The organism is Pseudomonas sp. AC172 (genome assembly GCF_979258595.1).
Genome location: NZ_OZ409868.1, coordinates 1783846 through 1805622 on the forward strand (window position 1 = coordinate 1783846; position 21777 = coordinate 1805622).

General features: G+C 60.4%; 18 protein-coding genes. 6 read left to right on the forward strand and 12 right to left on the reverse strand.

Annotation, left to right across the window (positions count from 1 at the left end; translation table 11 throughout):
• Positions 1–164 precede the first annotated feature (164 nt).
• Both ACZ0A4_RS08055 and ACZ0A4_RS08060 read left to right on the forward strand, forming a co-directional pair.
• Positions 165–1790, forward strand: a complete 1626-nt coding sequence (locus ACZ0A4_RS08055; RefSeq protein ID WP_463573978.1) for a methyl-accepting chemotaxis protein — start codon at positions 165–167, stop codon at positions 1788–1790.
• 41 nt (positions 1791–1831) lie between these two features.
• Positions 1832–3019: a pyridoxal phosphate-dependent aminotransferase gene (locus ACZ0A4_RS08060; RefSeq protein WP_463573979.1), complete on the forward strand. Its 1188-nt coding sequence runs from the start codon at positions 1832–1834 to the stop codon at positions 3017–3019.
• 143 nt (positions 3020–3162) lie between these two features.
• Here the strand turns inward: ACZ0A4_RS08060 and ACZ0A4_RS08065 are convergent, their stop codons facing one another.
• The 8 genes from ACZ0A4_RS08065 to ACZ0A4_RS08100 all read right to left on the reverse strand — a co-directional run bounded on the left by ACZ0A4_RS08065 (position 3163) and on the right by ACZ0A4_RS08100 (position 13745).
• Positions 3163–4140 carry a 2-hydroxyacid dehydrogenase gene (locus tag ACZ0A4_RS08065; protein WP_463573980.1) on the reverse strand — a complete coding sequence of 326 codons (978 nt, stop codon included), beginning with the start codon at positions 4138–4140 and terminating at the stop codon, positions 3163–3165.
• 13 nt (positions 4141–4153) lie between these two features.
• The gene (locus tag ACZ0A4_RS08070) at positions 4154–5452 is read right to left on the reverse strand and encodes an MFS transporter (protein ID WP_463573981.1); all 1299 of its coding nucleotides are present in this window, start codon (positions 5450–5452) and stop codon (positions 4154–4156) included.
• Between the two features lie 57 nt (positions 5453–5509).
• Positions 5510–6529 (reverse strand): sugar kinase, encoded by a 1020-nt coding sequence (locus ACZ0A4_RS08075; RefSeq protein ID WP_463573982.1) that lies wholly within the window; start codon positions 6527–6529, stop codon positions 5510–5512.
• On the reverse strand, positions 6522–7304 hold the full coding sequence (locus ACZ0A4_RS08080) for a sugar phosphate isomerase/epimerase family protein (RefSeq protein ID WP_463573983.1): 783 nt from the start codon (positions 7302–7304) through the stop codon (positions 6522–6524). Before ACZ0A4_RS08080 ends, ACZ0A4_RS08075 begins: the two co-directional genes overlap by 8 nt.
• A 175-nt stretch (positions 7305–7479) precedes the next feature.
• Positions 7480–8508 (reverse strand): LacI family DNA-binding transcriptional regulator, encoded by a 1029-nt coding sequence (locus tag ACZ0A4_RS08085; protein WP_463573984.1) that lies wholly within the window; start codon positions 8506–8508, stop codon positions 7480–7482.
• 141 nt (positions 8509–8649) lie between these two features.
• Entirely contained in the window at positions 8650–9291 is a 642-nt protein-coding gene (locus ACZ0A4_RS08090) for a DUF1345 domain-containing protein (protein ID WP_463573985.1), read from the reverse strand.
• A gap of 182 nt (positions 9292–9473) precedes the next feature.
• Entirely contained in the window at positions 9474–12572 is a 3099-nt protein-coding gene (locus tag ACZ0A4_RS08095) for a multidrug efflux RND transporter permease subunit (RefSeq protein ID WP_463573986.1), read from the reverse strand.
• Between the two features lie 15 nt (positions 12573–12587).
• Positions 12588–13745 (reverse strand): efflux RND transporter periplasmic adaptor subunit, encoded by a 1158-nt coding sequence (locus tag ACZ0A4_RS08100; RefSeq protein ID WP_463573988.1) that lies wholly within the window; start codon positions 13743–13745, stop codon positions 12588–12590.
• A gap of 291 nt (positions 13746–14036) precedes the next feature.
• Between ACZ0A4_RS08100 and ACZ0A4_RS08105 the strand changes: the two genes are divergently transcribed.
• The 3 genes from ACZ0A4_RS08105 (at position 14037) to ACZ0A4_RS08115 (ending at position 18470) form a co-directional block, all read left to right on the forward strand.
• Positions 14037–14738, forward strand: coding sequence for a response regulator (locus ACZ0A4_RS08105; protein WP_463573989.1), 702 nt, complete (start codon positions 14037–14039; stop codon positions 14736–14738).
• A 4-nt stretch (positions 14739–14742) separates the two neighbouring features.
• Positions 14743–16044: an ATP-binding protein gene (locus ACZ0A4_RS08110; RefSeq protein WP_463573990.1), complete on the forward strand. Its 1302-nt coding sequence runs from the start codon at positions 14743–14745 to the stop codon at positions 16042–16044.
• A gap of 161 nt (positions 16045–16205) precedes the next feature.
• Entirely contained in the window at positions 16206–18470 is a 2265-nt protein-coding gene (locus ACZ0A4_RS08115) for a hypothetical protein (RefSeq protein WP_463573991.1), read from the forward strand.
• Here ACZ0A4_RS08115 and ACZ0A4_RS08120 read toward each other — a convergent pair.
• The 3 genes from ACZ0A4_RS08120 to ACZ0A4_RS08130 form a co-directional block, all read right to left on the reverse strand.
• Entirely contained in the window at positions 18454–19209 is a 756-nt protein-coding gene (locus tag ACZ0A4_RS08120; RefSeq protein ID WP_463573992.1) for an anti-sigma factor family protein, read from the reverse strand. The two genes, ACZ0A4_RS08115 and ACZ0A4_RS08120, sit on opposite strands and share 17 nt — an antisense overlap.
• Positions 19206–19691: a sigma-70 family RNA polymerase sigma factor gene (locus tag ACZ0A4_RS08125; RefSeq protein WP_463577510.1), complete on the reverse strand. Its 486-nt coding sequence runs from the start codon at positions 19689–19691 to the stop codon at positions 19206–19208. Before ACZ0A4_RS08125 ends, ACZ0A4_RS08120 begins: the two co-directional genes overlap by 4 nt.
• Before the next feature lie 63 nt (positions 19692–19754).
• Complete coding sequence (locus ACZ0A4_RS08130; RefSeq protein ID WP_463573993.1) at positions 19755–20288, reverse strand: tetratricopeptide repeat protein; 534 nt, start codon at positions 20286–20288, stop codon at positions 19755–19757.
• A 159-nt stretch (positions 20289–20447) separates the two neighbouring features.
• Between ACZ0A4_RS08130 and ACZ0A4_RS08135 the strand changes: the two genes are divergently transcribed.
• Positions 20448–21221, forward strand: a complete 774-nt coding sequence (locus ACZ0A4_RS08135; protein ID WP_463573995.1) for a methyltransferase domain-containing protein — start codon at positions 20448–20450, stop codon at positions 21219–21221.
• Between the two features lie 56 nt (positions 21222–21277).
• Here ACZ0A4_RS08135 and ACZ0A4_RS08140 read toward each other — a convergent pair whose 3' ends face one another.
• Positions 21278–21616 (reverse strand): DUF2834 domain-containing protein, encoded by a 339-nt coding sequence (locus ACZ0A4_RS08140; RefSeq protein WP_463573996.1) that lies wholly within the window; start codon positions 21614–21616, stop codon positions 21278–21280.
• Positions 21617–21777: the final 161 nt, after the last annotated feature.

Sequence of the window (21777 nt, forward strand, 5' to 3'; positions counted from 1 at the left end):
GAAAAAAAGTTGCGCTTGACCCGCAATCTTCCTAAAGCCTGGCCGATACAGCTAACAGGCGCGCACATAACTTCCTAAAACAGTGACGCCGGACTGAAGCCCGTCCCCTCGGGCCAGTGATGACGCATGGACGCTCGTAGTTTCTATCTTTCGAGAGCTCAACTATGTCCCTGCGTAACCTGAATATCGCGCCCCGTGCCTTCCTCGGTTTTGCCTTTATCGCCTTGTTGGTGATCGTGCTCGGCGTGTTCGCCGTTAACCGCATGTCGATCATCCGTCAGGCCTCCGTCGAGATGGATTCGACGCAACTTCCCAGCGTGACCCAGCTCAGCGTGGTGACTGAAAACGTTCTGCGTCTGCGGATTCTGTCGTTCCGTGTGCTGGTCAACCGCGAAGCGGCCGGTTTGCAGGAGGCGCAGACCCGCATCGGCGTTCTGGTCGACAAGGTTCGCGCCGCGCAGGCCAGTTACGCCGCATTGCCGGCCGGTCCGGAAGAACGGGCGTTGTACCAGAGCTTCGCGACCACGCTGGACAACTACCTGCAAGCGCAGAACCAGATGATGGACCTGTCGCGCCAGGACAAACTCGACGAGATGCGCACCCTGATCAACACGCGGATCAAGGACGGCACCGACCAGATGGGCGAGCAGCTCAACAAACTGATCGCGATCAACGCCGCTGACGCTAAAGCTGCGTCGATCCAGGCCGGTGAACACTACGACAGCGCCATCACCGGGATCATTATTGTCGCCGTAGTGGCGGCGCTGGCCACCGTGTTGCTGGCCTGGCTGCTGACCCGCAGCATCGTCACGCCGCTAAACCGCGCCGTGCAGGCCGCACAAACCATCGCCAGCGGCAACCTGACCAAAGCAATCGAAATCGACGGCAAAGACGAACCGGCCCGCCTGCTGGAAGCGCTCGCGGCGATGCAGAATAACCTGCGCAAAACCATCGAACAGATCGCCGGCTCCGCCACGCAACTGGGCGCTGCCGCCGAAGAGCTCAGCGCGGTGACCGAGGAAGCCTCCCGTGGCCTGCAGCAGCAGAACAACGAAATCGAGCAAGCCGCCACCGCCGTCAACGAAATGACCGCCGCCGTCGAGGAAGTCGCACGCAACGCCGTGTCGACTTCCGAAGCCTCGAACCAGTCGACCCACGCCGCCCGCGAAGGTCGCGATCAAGTGGTGAAAACCGTCGACGCGATCCAGACCATGACCCACGACGTGCAGAACACCGCGCAAATGATCGAAGGCCTCGCCGCGCAGGGCCGCGACATCGGTAAAGTCCTCGACGTGATCCGCGCCATTGCCGAACAGACCAACCTGCTGGCGCTCAACGCAGCGATCGAAGCGGCGCGCGCCGGGGAAGCCGGACGTGGTTTTGCCGTGGTCGCAGACGAAGTGCGGGCGTTGGCCCATCGCACGGCGCAGTCGACTCAGGAAATCGAAAAAATGGTCGCCGGCATTCAAAACGGCACCGGCGAAGCGGTGTCGTCGATGCAGCAAAGCAACCAGCGCACCCAGTCGACCCTGGAAATGGCCCGCGCGGCCGGCGTAGCGCTGGAGCAGATCACCCAATCGATCCATCAGATCAACGAACGCAACCTGGTGATTGCCAGCGCCTCGGAAGAACAGGCGCAAGTCTCGCGCGAGGTCGACCGCAACCTCGTCAACATCCGCGATCTGGCCACGCAATCGGCCGCCGGGGCCAATCAGACCAGCGCTGCGACCCACGAACTGTCGCGTCTGGCGGTGGATTTGAACGCCATGGTGGCGCGTTTCGTGATTTGAGATACGGTGAAGGCTGGAGACCGCGCAATCAGGAGACGTACATGCGCTATTCAGCCTTGACCCAACGAATTGCCGGCGAGGGGGCAGCCGCCTGGCAGATTCACGACCGAGCGCTGGAGTTGCGCGCCGAGGGTGTCGATATCCTGCTGCTGAGCATCGGCGATCCGGATTTCGACACGCCTCTGCCGATTGTCCACGGCGCGATCGACAGTTTGTTGGCCGGCGATACCCATTACTCCGAAGTACGTGGCCGTTTGGCACTGCGCACGCTGATCGCCGAACGCCATCGTCGACGCAGCGGGCAAGCGGTGGAGGCCGACCATGTGATCATCATGCCCGGCGCGCAATGCGCGGTGTATTCGGTGGCGCAATGTTTGCTGGATCCGGGCGATGAAGTGATTGTTGCCGAACCGATGTATGTCACCTACGAAGGCGTGTTCGGCGCTTGCGGCGCGACGGTGGTCCCGGTGCCGGTGCGGCCGGAAAACGGCTTTCGCGTTGACCCGCTCGATGTCGCTGCGCGGATCACCCCGAAAACCCGCGCCATGCTGCTCAACAGTCCGAACAATCCCAGCGGCGCGAGCCTTTCACTGCTGATCTGGCAGGAACTGGCGGCTCTGTGCGTGCGGCATGACTTGTGGCTGATCAGCGACGAGGTCTACAGCGAACTGCTTTACGAAGGGCAGCACGTCAGTCCGGCGAGTCTGCCGGGCATGGCTGAGCGCACGGCGACCATCAACAGCCTGTCGAAATCCCACGCCATGACCGGTTGGCGCATCGGCTGGATGATCGGGCCGAAATCGCTGGCCGGGCATTTGGTCAATTTGTCGCTGAGCATGTTGTTTGGGTTGCCGGATTTTGTGCAGAAATCCGCGGAGATTGCGTTGCAGTCAGACCTGCCTGAAGTGACGCAAATGCGCGATGAATATCGCCTGCGGCGGGATCTGGTCTGCGAACGTCTAAACGGTTGTCCGGGGTTGTACCCGATTCGCCCGGATGGCGGCATGTTTGTGATGGTTGATGTGCGTCAGACGGGCCTGGGCGCTCAGGCGTTTGCCGAGCAGTTGCTGGAAGGCTATGGGGTTTCGGTCCTCGCTGGTGAGGCGTTCGGGCCGAGTGCGGCGGGGCATATTCGCATTGGTTTGGTGCTGGACCGGGTGAAACTGGCGGATGCCTGTGCGCGGATTGCGCTATGTGCGGCGCAGCTTCTGCAGATGCGCAGTGCCTGATGGTTTTGTGTTGCCTGTACCGGCCCCATCGCTGGCAAGCCAGCTCCCACAGGGATTTGAGGTGGACATGATATTTGTGTCCGCCCGAGAAACCTGTGGGAGCTGGCTTGCCAGCGATGAGGCCAGATCCGGCAATGAGGATCTCAGCCCTGCCAGGCCGACGGATTCACCAGATTCGCCGGTTTCTCCCCCGCCAGCGCCGCGAGCAGATTCTCCACCGCACAGCGCGCCATCGCCTCGCGCGTTTCATGCGTCGCCGAACCCATGTGCGGCGTCGCCAACACATTATTCAATTGCAACAATGGCGAGTCATGATTCAACGGCTCACGCTCGAACACATCCAGCCCCGCCGCACGAATCCGCTGCTGGCGCAGTGCATCAATCATCGCCGCCTCATCCACCACCTTGCCCCGCGAGATGTTGATGAAGATGCTTTCCGGGCGCATCAGCGCAAACTGCTCAGCGCCAATCAACTTTTCGGTCTGCGCTGTCAGCGGCAAGGTCAGGCAAATGAAGTCGGCGTGTTTCAGCAGATCCTCAAGGCTGCGATATTGCGCATCGAATCGCGCCTCGACCGCCGGTTTGCGCGACTGGCTGTGATAGATCACCGGCATGCCAAACCCGAAATGCCCACGCTGCGCCAACGCCTCGCCGATACGGCCCATGCCGATAATCCCAAGCGTCTTGCCATGCACATCAGTGCCGAAATGCGCCGGGCCAATGTTGCGGTTCCATTGGCCGCTGCGCACCATGTTCGCCAGTTCCACCACACGCCGGGCGGCGGCGAGGATCAGCGCGAAACCGGTGTCGGCGGTGGTTTCGGTGAGCACATCCGGAGTGTTGCTCAGGAGGATCTTGCGTTGGCTCAGGTAAGCGATGTCGTAGTTGTCGACACCCACCGAAACGCTAGCGATAGCCTCAAGTTGCGGCGCCAGATCGAGCAACGCCGCGTCGAGTTTCAGGCTGGCACCAAGCAAGCCGTGGGCACGGGGCAGGGCGTCGCGCAGTTGCATCAGTCCGTCGGCGTCGAGGCTGTCGATCAGTGTCACCTCGCACTGTTCTTGCAAAAGCGCCATCAGCGCGGGCGAAAGCTTCTTGTACAACACGACCTGTTTTTTCATGGCAGAAGTCTCTTCAGGAATGCGCTGGCACGGTACGCGTGGCAGCGGCTTTGGCGACGACGCGATCACTGGCGCCGGGCTTGAGAAAAATCGTCAGCACCACCGACAGCAGCAACGCGCTACTCATCAGCAGATACGAAGCGCCGGGCGAACCGGTGGAGCTGTTCAGATAACCGACCAGATACGAGCCGCCGAACGAACCGAGCGCGCCCATGCTGTTGATCAGCGCCATCGCGCCACCGGCAACGTTGGCCGGGAGAATTTCCGGGACGATGGCAAAGAACGGCCCGTAAGGCGCGTACATGCACGCGCCGGCAATTACCAGCAGCGTGTACGACCACCAGAAATGCTCAGCGCCCAGTGCGTAAGAACCGTAAAACGCGATGGACGCGATCAGCAGCGGCGGCCAGACGAAGCGTTTGCGCTTCTGCAATTTGTCCGAGCCCCACGACACCAAAAGCATGCCGATCACTGCCGCCAGATACGGCAGTGCCGACAGCCAGCCTGCTTCGATCATGTCCATTTTCGCGCCGGCCTTGAGGATTGACGGCAGCCACAGCACAAAGCCGTAGACACCGATGCTCCAGCAGAAAAACTGCAGCGCCAGAATGATCACCTTCGGCGAACGGAACGCCTCGGCGTAATTCTTCACCGCTTTGATGCCGACCTGTTCGGCGGCCAGAGCGCTTTCCAGATCCTGCTTCTCCTGATCGCTCAGCCACTTGGCCTGGGCAGGACGATCATCGGCCAGACGCCACCAGATAAATGCCCAGAGCACCGCCGGCAGACCTTCGATGATGAACATCCAGCGCCAGCTGAAATGCTGCACCAGATATCCCGAAACCACTGACATCCACAGCATCGTCACCGGGTTACCGAGGATCAGAAAGGTGTTGGCGCGCGAGCGTTCGGCACGGGTGAACCAATGGCACAGATACACCAGCATCGCTGGCATTACCGCCGCTTCAACCACGCCGAGCATGAAGCGGATGACGATCAGCCAATAGGCGTTGGAGACCACGCCGGTCAATGTGGCGAGACCACCCCAGAGAATCAGGCTGATGAAAATCAGCTTCTTCACGCTGTGCTTTTGCGCGTAGATCGCACCGGGTACCTGGAAGAAGAAGTAACCGAGAAAGAACAGCGCGCCGAGCAGCGACGACAGGCCCGGGGTGATCATCAGGTCGGCAGCCATGCCGGACGCGGCGGCGAAGCCGTAGTTGGCCCGATCGAGATACGCCAGGCTGTAGGTGATGAACACGATCGGCATGATGTACCACCAGCGGCGGGTGGCGAGTGTTGCGGTTTTCATGGGTCTTGCTCCTGAGCTTGTTGTTTTTGTCGCAGCAGGTTCAATTGTTTGCGGTGATCAGGCTGGCCTCTTCGCGAGCAAGCTCGCTCCCACAGGGGAATGCATTTCAAAACCGGGAGCGAGCTTGCTCGCGAAGGCGGCCCCAAACTCAACGGATAATTCCAGGCGTGTCGGCAACCCTTCCATATCCCCGCGACTCTGCACCGCCCGACTGCCAATCCAGTTCGCGCGCTGCACCGCCTCGGCAAAACTCAGATGTTCCAGCAGGGCACTGATCATCCCCACCGCAAAGCCATCACCGGCACCGACTGTGTCGACCACATTGGCCACCGGCACGCCCGCGACAAATCCCGACGCCAGATGCGTTCGGTAATAAGCGCCTTCCGGGCCAAGCTTGATCGCCACGGCCTCTGCACCTTGGTCGAGATAAAACGCCGCAATGTCCGCCGGATCGTCAAAACCAGTCAGCAAGCGACCTTCACTCAGCCCCGGCAACACCCAATGGGCGAGGGCGGCGAGGCGGTTGATTTCGGTGATCATTTCGCGTTCGCTGGCCCACAGGCTCGGGCGCAGATTGGGGTCGAACGACACGCTGCGCCCGGCATTGCGCATGCGCGTCATCAGTTCGAAGGACATCTCCCGCGCCGAGGCGGAGAGCGCCGGTGGAATGCCGGTGGCGTGCAGATGGCGGGCGCTCAGCAGGCTGTCGGTGATCGACTGCGGCGACAGATGACTGGCCGCCGAACCGCGCCGGAAATACTCGACCTGCGGGTCGCTGCCATCGTCGTTGCGCGATTTGAACTGGAAACCGGTCGGGTGCTGTTGATCGACATCGACATGGCTGCAATCCAGGCCTTCCTTGATCAGGGTCTCGACCACAAAACGCCCAAGCGAGTCATTGCCAACCCGACTCAGCCACGCGACGTTGAAACCCAGCCGCGACAGCCCGATCGCGACATTGCTGTCGGCCCCGGCAATGCGTTTGTGGAAGTGCTCGACCGCCGCCAGATCACCGGTCTGCTCGGCGACCAGCATCGCCATGGTTTCGCCGAACGAGAGAATATCGATCTCAGACATGGGCAGGCTCCAGACGGGATTGGCCGAGGCGGGCGAGGGCGGCGACGTGCTCGGCGGTCAGTTGCACCAGGTCATCGCCCTGCAACGGGTATTCGGCCGCGCGCATAACGCCTTGGGCCATGTGCCGCAACAGTTGTTCCCATAGATGCAGGTCACTGACGGCGGGTGGCACCGCGACCAGTTTGCCGTCGGCGCGACGGGCAACGGCTTTGCAGTGGACATAGCCGACATGCCGGCCGAGCAGGCGGGCAGCGCTGGCGGCGGACTGGTCCTGCCACTGCCAGTTGCCAATGTCGAAAGTCATCTTGATCGGCAAGTTGTGTTGCTCGACGGCAGCGAAGAAACGCTGAAATGGCTCGATGCGCCCGCCATGTAAAGTCTGGTCGTTCTCCACCAGCAACTGCACCGGGCTGTGTTTCAAACGCTCGGCCAAGGCCTGCAGATCGTTGTTGTCGGTGAAGTAGCCGAGAGACACCTTCAACCATTTCGAACCGAACGCTTCGGCCTGTTGCAGCGCGGTGATCAGTTCGGGATTCGGTTGTGCCTGACCGGCCAGCCACAGTTCGGTGGGTGAGGAATAGATGCTTTGCAGGCCCTGCGCCTGGGTGGCCTGCGCCAGTTGCGCGGGGTCTTCACGCGTCAGCAGCTCCTCGCGCCACTCAATGCGATCGGCCCCGGCCGCAGCCAGAACATCGATGAAAGCGTCCTGCCCGCGCTGGCGCACAAGCTCGGCGCCGTAGCTGGACAGACTGATGGAAACGGCGGGTTTATTCATTGTTATTGACCTCTGAAACCGGTTTCATTTTTGTTCAAAAAAATATCAGATGTTTCTGTGTTGTTCTTTTGGGCCTCATCGCTGGCAAGCCAGCTCCCACAGTGTTCGGGTCGTACACAAAGGCTTGGTACACCTCTAAACCTGTGGGAGCTGGCTTGCCAGCGATAGCGTCAGATCAGACGCCGCCAACCTCACGGGTCGACCCACGCTCAACCAGCACCGACGCAAAATCCACCACCCGCGCCACCTCGTCATCCCCACGCAAACGCTTGAGCAGACACTCAAACGCCCGCGCGCCAATCTCTGCCGTCGGTTGAGCCAGCGCGGTAATCCCGCTGCCCACCAACGGATACCAATCCAGATCATCCAGGGCAATCAGCCCGACATCCTCAAACAATCGGCAACCCATCTGGCGCAAATCCGTCGTCGCGGCCAACGCTGCCACACCATTGGCGCAAAACAGCGCTTTCGGGCCATTGCCGGGGGTATTCAAGAAAATTTGAAGTTGTGCGCTCAGATCATCGCCGGTTTCCAGCACCACCCCAGTCAGCGCCGGCCGCTGGGCAATCTGTGCCTGAAAACTGCTGACCCGCTCAATCCGCGAACTGGTGCCGTCATACGGTTCAGTCACCAGCACCAGATCCCGATAACCACGCTGCTCGAGATGCGTGATCGCCATCTCCACGGCTTGCGGGTTATTCAGCCCGACCATGTCACTGTCGAGCCCGTCGACCTTGCGATCCACCAACACCAGCGGCATCTCGCTGCGCAACTCGTGCAGTTCGTTACGGTGATGGCCCAGGGTGTTCACGATCAGCCCTTCGATGTTGTACGAGCGCAACAGCGCCAGGTGCTGGCGTTCCTGCTCGTCATCGCGGTCGGTGTTGCACACCACCAGGCTGTAGCCGTGCGTACGGCAGGCGGTTTCCACCCCGTGCATCACGGCAATCGAATAAGGATTACGAATGTCGGCCACCAGCATGCCGATCAGGCGGGTACGCCCGCGTTTCAGGCCGCGAGCCATCTGGTTTGGGCGGTAGCCGAGTTCGCCAATTGCCTGCTCGATGCGCAGGGCAATGGCATCGGAGAGCAGGGCGCGATCATCGCCAATGAAGCGCGAGACGCTGGCCTTGGATACGCCAGCGCGTTCAGCGACATCAAGCATGGTCACGCGGCTGCGCTGGGCGGCGGAGAAGTCGTTCACGGTCTGAAACCTTGTTATTGGATTTATAGGTTGCGCGTCTGCAAGCAGTGCTGAAACCGGTTTCAGGAAACACCAAAAACAAATCTTCCGTCAAGTGAATGATCACCTGACGAACAGTCAATGCCGACAAGCGGGATTGAGTCAGCCGAACAAACCGGCAGCGATGTTGATCGAAAAGCCCAGAATCGCGGTGTTGAACACGAAGCCGATCAACGATTGCGCGAGGACGATTTTGCGGATATCGCGGGTGGCCACGCCGACATCGGCAGTCTGCACGGCCACGCCGATGGTGAACGAGAAGTACAAGAAGTCCCAATAATTGGGGGTAGTCAGCCCTTCGGCGAAGCGCAGCGCCGGTTCCTTGCCATCCCAGGTGTAATACAACCGCGCGTAGTGCACGCAGAAAATAACCCCGATCAGCAACCACGATCCGATCACGGTCAGTGCGGTGAAACCGTAATGCATGAGCTTGCGCGTGGTTTCCAGGTCTTTGCTGCCAGCAAGCTCGAAGGTGATGGTCGCCAAACTCGCCAGCGCGGCGATGCACACCACGAACAGCACCAGCCCGGCGTTTTCGTCTTCGACTTCAGCGATGCGTTTGACGTCCGGAGCCTTGGCGCGCACGGTCAGCCAGAACATCAGGATCAGGTAAGTCCAGACGCCAGCGTTCCAGCCAATAAGGATTTTGCTGACAATGGAATCGACGGGGACGAGGAGTCCGGTGGCAAGGCCGAGCAGGGCGGCGGCAGACAGGCGAGGGTGGGTGCGGGCGAGGAAGCGCATGGGGACTCGATGGGCCAGGGTGGTTCAGACACCTTAGCCCAGCGATGGCAGGTGTGACCACAGCGCTGGATGTTTGCAGAATCCCTGTGGGAGCGAGCCTGCTCGCGAAGGCGTCCGGTCAGTCAACATCGACGTTGAATGTACCGACGCTTTCGCGAGCAGGCTCGCTCCCACAATTAAGATCAGTGGGGTTTGGTGAAGCGTTGTACGAGCTTCATGACGACGACGAAGAAGACCGGGACGAAGATCACCGCCAGCGTCGCGGTGATCATCCCACCGATCACGCCGGTGCCGATCGCTTGCTGGCTCGCCGAGCTGGCACCCGCGGCGATGGCCAATGGCACCACGCCAAGAATGAACGCCAGCGAAGTCATCACGATCGGCCGCAGACGCAACCGCGCTGCCTGCAACGTTGCATCGATCAGGTCGTGACCTTCGTCATACAGGCTCTTGGCGAACTCGATGATCAGGATCGCGTTCTTCGCCGACAGACCGATGATGGTAATCAGACCAACCTTGAAGAACACATCGTTGGGCATGCCGCGCAACGTCACCGCCAGCACCGCGCCGAGCACGCCCAGCGGCACCACCAGCAACACCGAAGTCGGAATCGACCAGCTCTCGTACAGCGCCGCCAGACACAGGAACACCACCAGCAACGACAGGCCCAGCAGGATCGGGGCCTGGTTGCCGGACAAGCGTTCCTGCAACGACAGCCCGGTCCATTCCTGACCCAGACCTTTCGGCCCCTGCGCTACCAGACGTTCAATTTCCGCCATGGCCTCACCGGTACTGTGCCCCGGTGACGGTTCGCCGGAAATCGCGATCGCCGGGTAACCGTTGTAACGGGTCAACTGCGCCGGGCCCTGAATCCAGTTGGCCTGCACAAACGCCGACAGCGGCACCATGTGCCCGGCGTTGTTGCGCACATGCATTTTCAACAGATCGGCGACCTGGCTGCGTTGATCGCCTTCAGCCTGCACGACAACGCGCTGCATGCGCCCCTGATTGGGGAAGTCGTTGATGTAGCTGGAGCCGACCGCAGTGGACAGCACGTTGCCAATGTCGGCAAACGAAACACCCAAGGCATTCGCCTGTTTACGATCCACGATCAATTGCACTTGCGGCGCTTCGGCCAGCGCACTTTCGCGCACGTTCATCAGCACCGGACTTTTTTCGGCGGCTGCGAGCAGTTCGGTGCGCGCCTGCATCAAAGTCGCATGGCCAAGACCACCGCGATCCTGCAAGCGGAACTCGAAACCGCTGGACGTACCGAGGCCATCCACGGGCGGTGGCAGTACCGAGAACGCCATGGCGTCCTTGATCTCGCTCAGCGCGATGTTGGCGCGATCGGCAATCGAGCTGGCGGAATCATCGCTGCCACGCTGCGACCAGTCCTTCAGCGTCGAAAACGCTAATGCTGCGTTCTGGCCGCTACCGGAGAAGCTGAAGCCGAGAATGACCACACTGTCACTGATCCCCGGCTCGCCGGCGTTATGCGCCTCAAGCTGTTCCGCAACGGCCACTGTACGATTTTTGGTGGCACCGGGCGGCAGTTGAATATCGGTGATGGTGTAGCCCTGATCTTCCACCGGCAGGAACGAGGAGGGCAGGCGCGCGAAGCACAGGCCGAGTCCGATCAGCAGCACCACGTAGATCAGCAGATAACGGCCACTGCGTTTCAGCGCATAGCCGACCCAGCCTTGATAGCGATCGGTCAAGCGCTCGAAACGGCGGTTGAACCAGCCGAAGAACCCGGACTTTTCATGATGCTCACCCTTGGCAATCGGCTTGAGCAGCGTCGCGCACAGTGCCGGCGTCAGGGTCAGGGCGAGGAACGCCGAGAACAGAATCGACGTCGCCATCGACAGCGAGAACTGCTGGTAAATCACCCCGACCGAGCCCTGCATGAACGCCATCGGAATAAACACCGCTACCAGCACCAGGGTGATGCCGATGATCGCCCCGGTAATCTGGGTCATGGCCTTGCGCGTGGCTTCCTTGGGCGACAGGCCCTCGGTGGCCATGATCCGTTCGACGTTCTCCACCACCACGATGGCGTCGTCCACCAGAATGCCAATCGCCAGCACCATGCCGAACATGGTCAGCACGTTGATCGAGAAGCCCAGCGCCAGCATGGTCGCGAATGTGCCCATCAGCGCCACCGGCACCACCAGCGTCGGGATCAACGTGTAGCGCACGTTCTGCAGGAACAGGAACATCACAGCGAACACCAGCAGCATCGCTTCGCCCAGGGTGTAGACCACTTTGGTGATCGAGACTTTGACGAACGGCGAAGTGTCGTACGGAATCTTGTATTCCACGCCTGCCGGGAAGTAGCGTGCCAGCTCATCCATCTTCGCCCGCACCAGTGTCGCGGTGTTCAGTGCGTTGGCGCCCGGCGACAGCTGCACGCCGACGGCGGTGGACGGCTTGCCGTTGAGGCGCGTGCCGAACTGGTATTCCTGACTGCCGATTTCCACGCGTGCGACATCGCCGATACGCACGGTCGAGCCGTCGCGATTGGCCTTGAGCACAATGTCGGCGAACTCTTGCGGCGTCGACAACTGGCCTTTGACCAGAATGGTCGCGGTGATTTCCTGGCTCGACGGATTGGGCAGGTCGCCGATGCTGCCGGCGGAGACCTGAGCGTTCTGCGCGACGATGGCTTCATTGACGTCAGCCGGTGTCAGGTTGAACGCGATCAGCTTCTGCGGATCGATCCAGATGCGCATGGCCCGTTCGGCACCATACAACTGCGCCTTGCCAACACCGTCCAGACGCTTGATCTCGTTCATCACGTTGCGCGCCAGATAATCACTGAGCGCGACGTCATCGAGCTTGCCGTCGCTGGACGTCAGGGTGATCAGCAACAGGAAACCGGACGAGACCTTTTCGACCTGCAAACCTTGCTGATTGACCGCTTGCGGCAGACGCGACTCGACCACCTTGAGGCGGTTCTGCACATCGACCTGCGCCAGTTCCGGGTTGGTGCCCGGCTGGAACGTGGCTTTGATCGTCGCGCTGCCGAGGCTGCTTTGCGATTCGAAGTACAGCAAATGATCGGCGCCGTTGAGCTCTTCCTCGATCAGGCTGACTACGCTTTCATCGACGGTCTGCGCCGAGGCGCCGGGATATACGGCGTAAATCTCGATTTGCGGCGGGGCAACGTCGGGGTATTGCGCCACCGGCAACTGCGGGATGGCCAGCGCACCGGCCAACAGGATGAACAACGCGACGACCCAGGCAAACACCGGGTGGTCGATAAAGAACTGCGGCATAGAAAAGCGTCCTGCTTACTGACCAGAGGTCTGGGCAAGTGGAAGAGGGGTGTCGTCGATCTGCACGGTTTCGCCGGGACGGGCGTGTTGCAGGCCTTCGATGACGATGCGGTCGCCGGGCTTGAGGCCGCCGGTGACGATCCAGCGATTGTTCTGCACCGCGCCCAGTTGCACCGGTTGTTCGGCGACGCGCATCTGTTCGTCGACGGTCAGCACCTGGGCAATGCCGGCGCTGTCACGCTGTACGGCGCGTTGCGGCACGGTAATACCGTTCTGAATGGTTGCCTGCTCCAGGCGCACGCGAATGAAACTGCCCGGCAGCAAGTCGAGATCCGGGTTGGGGAATTCGCTGCGCAGGATGATCTGGCCAGTGCCCGGGTCGACGGTGATGTCGCTGAAGAGCAATTTGCCCGGCAGCGGATACAGGCTGCCGTCATCCTGAATCAGCGTGGCCTTGACCTGATCCTGGCCGACTTCCTGCAACTGCCCGGAGCGGAACGCGCGGCGCAATTCGTTGAGTTCACGGGTCGACTGAGTGAGGTCGGCGTGAATCGGGTTGAGCTGTTGAATCAGCGCCAGCGGCGTGGTTTCGTTCTGCCCGACCAGTGCGCCTTCGGTGACCAGCGCACGGCCGACACGGCCGGAAATCGGCGCGGTGACGGTGGCATAACCGAGGTTCAGTTTTGCGCGCTCGACAGCAGCCTTGTTGGCCGCAACATCAGCAGCAGTCTGCCGGGCATTGGCGCGGGCGTTGTCGTAGTCCTGACCGCTAATGGCTTGGTCATCGATCAACTGGGCATAGCGCTGCTCTTGCAGTTTTGCCTGGAAGGCATTGGCTTCGGCCTTGCGCAGTGCGGCGTCGGCGCTGTCGAGGTCAGCCTTGAACGGTGCCGGATCGATGCGGAACAGCACGTCGCCCTTTTTCACGTCGCTGCCTTCGCGGAAGGTGCGCTGCAACACCACGCCGGCCACCCGTGCACGCACTTCGGCAATCCGGGGCGCGGCGATACGGCCGCTGAGTTCGCTGCTGATCGTCAGGGGATGCGCCTCGACCTTCTCGATGCGCACCGTGGCCGGTGGTGCCTGATCCTCGGTTTTCGAGGACGAATCACAGGCGCTCAGCGTCAACGCCATCGCGATCAGGCCGAGCCCGGCCAGCAGTTTGTTCGACATGTACAACCCCCAATATTGATGTCCGCATCCTACGGGCAGACGCCGAGATTAGCGGTGAAGCTTTGTAGGCGCTGTGTGAAATTGTGTAAGGGTTTTGCTCAGGGATGGGCGAGGGCGTATATCCTTCAGGTCTTGAAATTTATTGCGACAGATAAACCGCCATCGCGGGCAAGCCCGCTCCCACAGGGATTGGTTGTGGACACAGATTTTGTGTTCGACCCGAATACTGTGGGAGCGGGCTTGCCCGCGATGAGGCCCGAACAGTCGCCACAGCACTTTCTGGATCACCCCATGCCCAACATCCTCCTGGTCGAAGACGACACCGCCCTCGCCGAACTGATTTCCAGCTACCTGGAGCGCAACGGATATTCCGTCAGCGTGATCGGCCGTGGTGACCACGTGCGAGAGCGGGCGCGGGTCAATCCGCCGGATCTGGTGATCCTCGACCTGATGCTGCCGGGCCTTGACGGCCTGCAAGTCTGCCGCTTGTTGCGCGCCGATTCGGCAACGCTGCCGATCCTGATGCTGACGGCTCGCGATGACAGTCACGATCAGGTGCTGGGCCTGGAAATGGGCGCTGACGACTACGTGACCAAACCTTGCGAACCTCGGGTTTTGCTGGCGCGGGTACGCACGCTGTTGCGCCGCAGCAGCCTCGGCGAACCGCTGACCGTCAATGACCGCATCCTGATGGGCAATCTGTGCATCGATCTGTCCGAGCGCACCGTGACCTGGCGCGATCAGCCGGTCGAGTTGTCCAGCGGCGAATACAACCTCCTGGTGGTGCTGGCCCGACACGCCGGTGAAGTGTTGAGCCGCGACCAGATCCTGCAACGCCTGCGCGGTATCGAATTCAACGGCACCGACCGCTCGGTGGACGTGGCAATTTCCAAGCTGCGCCGCAAGTTCGACGACCATGCTGGCGAGGCACGCAAGATCAAGACCGTGTGGGGCAAAGGCTATCTGTTCAGCCGTTCCGAGTGGGAATGCTGAGCTGATGTTTCGCATCCTGTTTCGCCTGTATCTGGTGACGATCGTCTCGTACAGCGCGGCGATCTATCTGGTGCCGGATCTGGTGGTCATGGCCTTCCGGGATCGCTTCGTCACCTACAACCTCGACTATTCGCGCGGTCTGCAATCGCTGATTACCCGCCAGTTTCACGCCGTGCCGCATGAGCAGTGGCCGGCGCTGGCGGCGTCGATGGACAAGGATTTCCAGCCGCTGCACATCGTCCTCGCGCGAATCGATGATGCTCAGTTCACCGCCATTGAGCAGGAGCGACTGCGGCGGGGTGAAAACGTCGTGCGTATCGGCGATTGGGGTTGGCGCACGCTGGCGGTGACGCCGCTGGACGACATCTCGGCCGTGCAAATGGTCGTGCCGCCGGACCCGCTGGACGTCAATCTGTTGTACTGGAGCATCAACGTTTTGGTCGGCGCGACGCTGCTCGCCTGCCTGCTGATGTGGCTGCGCCCGCACTGGCGCGATCTGGAACGGCTCAAAGGCACCGCCGAACGCTTCGGCAAGGGCCATTTGGGCGAGCGCACGGAAATCGCCCCAAGCTCCAACATCGGCAGCCTGGCCAACGTCTTCGACACCATGGCCGGCGATATCGAAAACCTGCTCAACCAACAACGTGATCTGCTCAACGCTGTGTCCCACGAACTGCGCACGCCGCTGACGCGTCTGGATTTCGGTCTGGCTCTGGCCCTGTCCGATGACTTGCCGAGCGCCAGCCGCGAACGCTTGCTGGGACTGGTCGCGCACATTCGTGAGCTGGATGAACTGGTGCTGGAGTTGCTGTCTTACAGCCGCTTGCAGAATCCGGCGCAATTGCCAGAGCAGGTCGAAGTGTCGCTCGATGAGTTCATCGACAGCATTCTGGGCAGTGTCGATGAAGAGCTGGAATCTCCGGAGATCGTCATCGACGTGTTGTTGCACGGTCAGCTGGAGCGTTTTTCGCTCGATCCACGCCTGACCGCGCGGGCGATCCAGAACCTGCTGCGTAACGCCATGCGCTATTGCGAAAAACGCATTCAGATTGGCGTGCAGGTCAATGCCGAGGGCTGTGAGATCTGGGTCGATGATGACGGCATCGGTATTCCCGATGACGAACGTGAGCGGATTTTCGAGCCGTTTTATCGGCTTGATCGCAGTCGGGATCGGGCTACGGGCGGGTTTGGTCTTGGTCTGGCGATCAGCCGTCGGGCACTGGAAGCGCAGGGTGGCACGTTGACGGTTGAGTCTTCGCCGTTGGGTGGCGCGCGGTTTCGGCTGTGGTTGCCATCACTCGTTTGATCGGGTGTCGCTCAGCGCTGATTAACCGATGAATGGTCACGATTTGGCTAAATACCTGTCAGATCTGACAGTTGCGGTTGCCAGTGTTGCGGTGTCAGATGTCAAGGACAGGTTTCTTGTCCTTTTCAATCACGGATACCTGCACATCAAAGGACTGACTCATGGCCGCGCCAACCCTCGAAAAGCCTGTGGTTCCAGGCATGAAACAACCGGTTTCCACACCTCAGGCTGCCGATGCGGGATTGCCGCTGGCACTGACATATCTCTACCCTGAAGGCGCCAAAGTGGTCATTGACCCGCCGCCCACTGCGCAGGCGGACGACACACTGGTCCTGCGCCTGAACGGTGATGCGGTTGCCACTAAAGTCATCATGGCGGGCGAGGAAAATCAGCGTGCAAGCCTTTACGTGCGTGCAAAGCTTTGGCAAGACGGGCTCAACACGCTTGAGTACGGACTTGAGCGAGCCACTGTCGAGCTGGAAACCTCATACCCGTTGCGGATCTGGTTTCACAGCAAGCGCCCGGGCCTGGTGGATCGGTTTCCGGAGCAGGACGGGCACTCGGAATTAGCGCTGGAGATTGCGCAGTCGATTCGCGATGGGGGCGTGAATGCCAAGCGAGCCCGCGAGGGGGTCGAAGTCGCGTTGTTTTATCCATTGATGAGAGCGTTCGATACGCTGCTACTCGACTGCAACGGCGTAGTGTTGAGCCATGACGTGACCCAGGCTGAAGCGGACCTCGGTCAACCGGTGATGATCACAATTGATGAGGCGACCTTTGTCGCGGCGGGCGACAGCCCGGATTTTCGTGTGAGTTACACCGTGCTCGATTGTGTGGGCAATGGCCCGGATACGAACAATCCCGACTCGGCGAGCCAGTTCCTTTACGTCAACCTCAAGGGCAATTGGTTCGAAGCGCCGATTATCAGTGAGGATCCCGCCGACGCCGAAGATGATCCGGATACCATTGACCTGCAAAAGCTCGATGGCAGGGCCGCCACTGCCCAGGTTTATGTATCTCGCAACTGGTTGAAAGGCGATGAGATCCAGTTGCGCGCGCGCTTCCGTGATGCGAAGGATAGCGAGGAGTCTTTGACATTGACCGAAACAGTGAAGAACACACCGTTCATGTACTCGATTCCCGTGCCAAACAAGCATTTTGCTGATGCCTCGGGTGGCACGGCGGTTTTCTATTTCACGCAGGTGAGCGGCGGTATTTCACTGGATCGTTCAGAGGCGATCAGCGTCAGTATTGTGGGTGCCGCGACATCAGACCTGCCGCCGCCGACATTGGTCGGCAGTGGCTACGAACTGGATCCGCTCGGTTTTGCAGAGGGCGTCTACGCGCGCGTCGAGTTTAAGGATGCGCGTGAGGGCGATATGGCCAGGCTTGTGCTTGAAGGTGTACCAGGGCTTGGTTCGCCGCTTTTTCAACCGGTCAGGTTCAATCAGAATCAACGTGCCAATTTCCTGATCAAACCGCAGGTGCTGGCGGCTAATCACGGTACAACGCTGAAGCTGTCGTGGGAGTTGATACAGGCCGCAGGTACTCGAATCTCAGCTGTACGCGATGTCATCGTGCGGCGCATTGAACCCGCCGACGGGCGTCTGCCAAGCCCTGATATCCCTCAAAGTCTGGGTAATGTGCTCGATCTGGGCGCATTTACCGGCCCCGGTCAGGCTACCTGCAAACCTTGGCCGGCAATGGCTGTCGGGCAGTTGCGCTGGTTTCGCGTGTATGGCACCGGTCACGATGATTTGCCCTATGAAATTCCGATCGCCCGCGAAGCCCCGGTGACGGCGCCCGAAGTCATTGCCGGCCTGGACAATGCCCTGCCTCGTGAACTGCTGCTGAAATTCAAACCGGGCAGCATGCTATCGGTAGAGTTGATGGTGGGGTTTGCGGGGAACAAGGACGACAGCGACGCAGTGTTGTTCCAAAGGGTTGAGTACGAGGTTCTGAACCTGCCTGCGACGCTGTTGGAAGACTTCGCCCTTGCCCCGGCGCAAGCCGTGAAAAAGGGTGGTGTGATGGAAACCGCGAGCCTGCACTTCACTTTCGTCTCGGGCGACGGTGAATGCGCAATCATGCCCCGTGACGAAATCGGTGAGTCGTTTCCGGGGCGGATCGACGGCCAGGTATTGAGCATTGGTCGCGATGCATTCGGCACAGAACCGGTCGTGGTTGAATTGGAACTCAAGAAAGCCTGTACGCGAATCAGCTTCTGGCAGGTGAGCGTCAACTACGAGAACAGCGTTGTGGAGTATTTTTCTGCCGACAAGACATTGCTCGGCAGCAAAAAGCTGGGTTCGTCCTATGGTGTGCCGATGAGTGTGCTGTTTGCTGCGCCTGCAATCAAATCCATCAGGATCAACTGTCCCACTGCCGATTGGTTCTCCGTGGACCGCATCAAAGTTGATTACTGATCAGCTTCTGAGCCATGCCTTGCAGCAGTGATGGCGGGTTGTAACCGATCAGCATCCAGGCATGCTCGCGCGCGGTCCAGTAGACCACATTCATCTCACGCCGACGCTCATGGGCCAGCGGCTGACTGCCGCTGTTCGAACGTGTCACGCACAGCGCCAGCGGCCCATGTTTCGCGTCCAGATACACGATCTGCGCAATCGGCACGCCGTCGTACTCAAGCATTTGCGCCCGTTTGAATTCGGCACCCGGCAGCTTCAAAGTCGCTGGCGAAAGGTTAAGGCCAAGGCGTGCATCAATCGTGCGCAATTGCGCGCGTTGGGAAGCTTCGTCGGTGGGCAGATGATCGAGCGTCTGGGGCACGTACAGCGCCATGTAATCGCCGACCAAGGCGCGCCAGTTGTTCGATTGCGCGGCATGCCAGCCGAGGAATAACCGGTCGGCCAGCACGCCACCGGCCAGCAGCGCAGCGGCGGCGCCACCGATAAACCAGCGTCGGTTGAAGCCCGGACGCTGCGGCGAAGGAATTGCATCCAGCCGCGCTTGCAGACGATCCAGCGGTGCCTGTTGTGCCAATTCGTCATAGGCTTTCTTGTACGGCAGATTGCTGCGGCTGAGCCATTGCACGCGCAGGCTGAGCAGCGAGTCTTCGGCAATGGCACTGTCGAGTTGATCGCGATATTCACGGTCAAGTTCGCCATCCAGATAAGCGACCAGTTGTTCATCCGAAGGTGCGTTCATGATCGGTCTCCTTCGGTAGGTTTCGGCACTGCCTGCAGCGGTGGGTATTCGGCGAGTTTGAGGCGGGCGGTGGCCAGTCGACTCATGACCGTGCCGATCGGCACTTGCAGGATTTCGGCAACTTCGCGGTAGGACAAGCCTTCGACATAGGCCAGATACACCGTCTCGCGCTGGGTTTCCGGCAAGGCGTCGACGCGGCGAATCACCTGCGCCGCCATCACGTGAGTCTGCGCCGCATACTCACCATCGAACGCCAGCTGCCCATCGGCATCGACCTGACCCGCACCCTGACGCACGCGACGAGCGCGCACGTCGTTGAGCCAGATCGAATGCAGAATACTCAGCAACCAGCGATCCATACGCGTGCCGGCCACGTACTGATCAGCGCGCTCCAGCGCCCGCACACACGTGGCCTGCACCAGATCCTCGGCCAAATGCCGGTTGCGCGACAGCAACAAACCGTAGCGCCACAGTCGCGCCAGATGCTGTCCGAGTTCTGCTCTGAATGCCTGATCGTTGACGATGATGGCGGCCCTTATAAGTGCTCAGGTTTTCGATGAATCGTTGATGGCTTCGGCCAGGTCCTGATATTCCTCGCAGGACGTGCCGCAAATCGATTGGATCTGCTGCAACTGCTCCTGCGCCAGGTCGACGCGGCCTTTGATCACATAGGCCTCGCCGAGGTATTCGCGCACTTGCGCGTATTGCGGGTCGAGCTTCACCGATTGCAGGTAATAGCCGATGCCCTCGTCGGTGCGTCCCAGTTTGCGTGTGGCATAACCGCGATAGTTGAGAGCCTTGGCGGTGTTCGGTTGTTTCAGCGTATCGAGCAGCGCCAAAGCTTCTTCGTAGCGATCAGCCTTGGCGAGGCGATAGGCGTAATCGGTACGGTCGGCATCCGAAAGTGCTTTGCTGACTTGCATCACACACTTCTGGGTTTTGCTGTCCCAGACCTGGCCTTTGGGGCACTCGGGTTTCTGCACCGGAGCTTCTTCATCACCGTTGGCGAAGGCCAAATGGCTGGACATCGCGGCGGCCAGTAACAACGGGGCGGCGAACATAACGGAACGGATAGTCATGGGCAAGGCTCCACAGAGGGTTATGTTTCACTTTGAACACCACAGGGTGAATTTTTATTCATTGCTTTATCAGTGACTGTTCAAGTTCAGCGTAAATTCAAGCGCTATGCTCGTCAGCGTCTGCCGTCGATCCGATGTTTTGTCGTAAGGAGCGTTGCCATGACCGACCACGTCCATCACTCAGCCGCTGCCGGCTACAAAACCGCCGCCGACACCTACGTCAAAGGGCGGCCGGACTATCCACCGCAGGTCAGCGAATGGCTGACCGCAACACTGGGCCTGGATGGGCACAAGACCGTGATCGATCTGGGCGCGGGCACCGGCAAGTTCACCGGGCGTCTGGTGGCGACCGGTGCGCAAGTGATCGCGGTTGAGCCGGTGGCACAGATGCTCGAAAAACTCTCGGACGCCTGGCCTGAAGTGCTGGCCGTGAGCGGCACGGCGACTGACTTGCCGTTGCCCGACGCTTCCGTCGATGTGGTGATTTGCGCGCAAGCGTTTCATTGGTTCGCCAGTGCCGAGGCGCTGACGGAGATCGCCCGGGTGCTCAAGCCCGGTGGCAAGTTGGGGCTGATCTGGAACCTGCGCGACACCCAAGTCAATTGGGTGCCGAAACTGGATGCCATCGTCAACGCGCTGGAGGGTGACACGCCGCGCTATTACACCGGCGCCTGGCGCAGATCGTTTCCGCACCCGGCGTTCACGCCGCTGCAGGTTGAACGGTTTCACCATGGTCATACCGGCTCACCGGAAGATGTGATCTTCAACCGCGTGCGCTCGACCAGTTTCATCGCCGCGCTGCCGCAAATGCAGCGGACGCAGGTCGATGAGCAGATACGTGCGTTGATTGCCGCAGAACCGGAGTTACGAGGCAGGGACGTGGTGACAGTGCCTTATGAAACCGCCGCGTTCGTCGCCGTAAAAAAGCCCTGACATGTGGGAGCGAGCCTGCTCGCGAAGGCAATCTACCCGGCATCCGATAACCCGGATCAACCCACCCGAGCCAGATCCACCGCCTTCTTGTTGCGCTCACGAACCCCACGCACCACCAGATACAACAACGGCCCAATCGACACGAAAACCGCCGTCAACAACAAATAAGGCGCCACGGACCAGACCGACTGCCCACGCGACCGGGCGTCCTTGACCATCCACACACCCGCCAGTGTGGCCAGTAGATACAGATCAATCACCACCTGCGCGGTATCGGGCCGCGACATCAGGCTGATGCCAAAATCGATCAATGACTGTTCAGCCTGGAGCATCACCGAAACGGTATAACCGGTAAACGCGAGCAAAGCCGTGAGGGGCAGGGCGATAGCCATCATGCAATCCTTCCTTGGTGTGATGAGAGAGTCGCCAGACTAACGTCGCCACGCAAAATTGGCCATTGACTTGCCAGCAGCGCGCAGGCTAATTTCCAGCCTATGACCTCAACTGTATCGCGTCGCCAGCCAATTATTATTACCGCCATTCCTCATTTGGCGGG

Excerpts from the sequence above, each read along its gene's own strand:
- ACZ0A4_RS08055 (WP_463573978.1), top strand. The coding sequence starts at position 165 with ATGTCCCTGCGTAACCTGAATATCGCGCCCCGTGCCTTCCTCGGTTTT.
- ACZ0A4_RS08060 (WP_463573979.1), top strand. The coding sequence starts at position 1,832 with ATGCGCTATTCAGCCTTGACCCAACGAATTGCCGGCGAGGGGGCAGCC.
- ACZ0A4_RS08065 (WP_463573980.1), bottom strand. The coding sequence starts at position 4,140 with ATGAAAAAACAGGTCGTGTTGTACAAGAAGCTTTCGCCCGCGCTGATG.
- ACZ0A4_RS08070 (WP_463573981.1), bottom strand. The coding sequence starts at position 5,452 with ATGAAAACCGCAACACTCGCCACCCGCCGCTGGTGGTACATCATGCCG.
- ACZ0A4_RS08075 (WP_463573982.1), bottom strand. The coding sequence starts at position 6,529 with ATGTCTGAGATCGATATTCTCTCGTTCGGCGAAACCATGGCGATGCTG.
- ACZ0A4_RS08080 (WP_463573983.1), bottom strand. The coding sequence starts at position 7,304 with ATGAATAAACCCGCCGTTTCCATCAGTCTGTCCAGCTACGGCGCCGAG.
- ACZ0A4_RS08090 (WP_463573985.1), bottom strand. The coding sequence starts at position 9,291 with ATGCGCTTCCTCGCCCGCACCCACCCTCGCCTGTCTGCCGCCGCCCTG.
- ACZ0A4_RS08095 (WP_463573986.1), bottom strand. The coding sequence starts at position 12,572 with ATGCCGCAGTTCTTTATCGACCACCCGGTGTTTGCCTGGGTCGTCGCG.
- ACZ0A4_RS08100 (WP_463573988.1), bottom strand. The coding sequence starts at position 13,745 with ATGTCGAACAAACTGCTGGCCGGGCTCGGCCTGATCGCGATGGCGTTG.
- ACZ0A4_RS08105 (WP_463573989.1), top strand. The coding sequence starts at position 14,037 with ATGCCCAACATCCTCCTGGTCGAAGACGACACCGCCCTCGCCGAACTG.
- ACZ0A4_RS08110 (WP_463573990.1), top strand. The coding sequence starts at position 14,743 with ATGTTTCGCATCCTGTTTCGCCTGTATCTGGTGACGATCGTCTCGTAC.
- ACZ0A4_RS08115 (WP_463573991.1), top strand. The coding sequence starts at position 16,206 with ATGGCCGCGCCAACCCTCGAAAAGCCTGTGGTTCCAGGCATGAAACAA.
- ACZ0A4_RS08120 (WP_463573992.1), bottom strand. The coding sequence starts at position 19,209 with ATGAACGCACCTTCGGATGAACAACTGGTCGCTTATCTGGATGGCGAA.
- ACZ0A4_RS08130 (WP_463573993.1), bottom strand. The coding sequence starts at position 20,288 with ATGACTATCCGTTCCGTTATGTTCGCCGCCCCGTTGTTACTGGCCGCC.
- ACZ0A4_RS08135 (WP_463573995.1), top strand. The coding sequence starts at position 20,448 with ATGACCGACCACGTCCATCACTCAGCCGCTGCCGGCTACAAAACCGCC.
- ACZ0A4_RS08140 (WP_463573996.1), bottom strand. The coding sequence starts at position 21,616 with ATGATGGCTATCGCCCTGCCCCTCACGGCTTTGCTCGCGTTTACCGGT.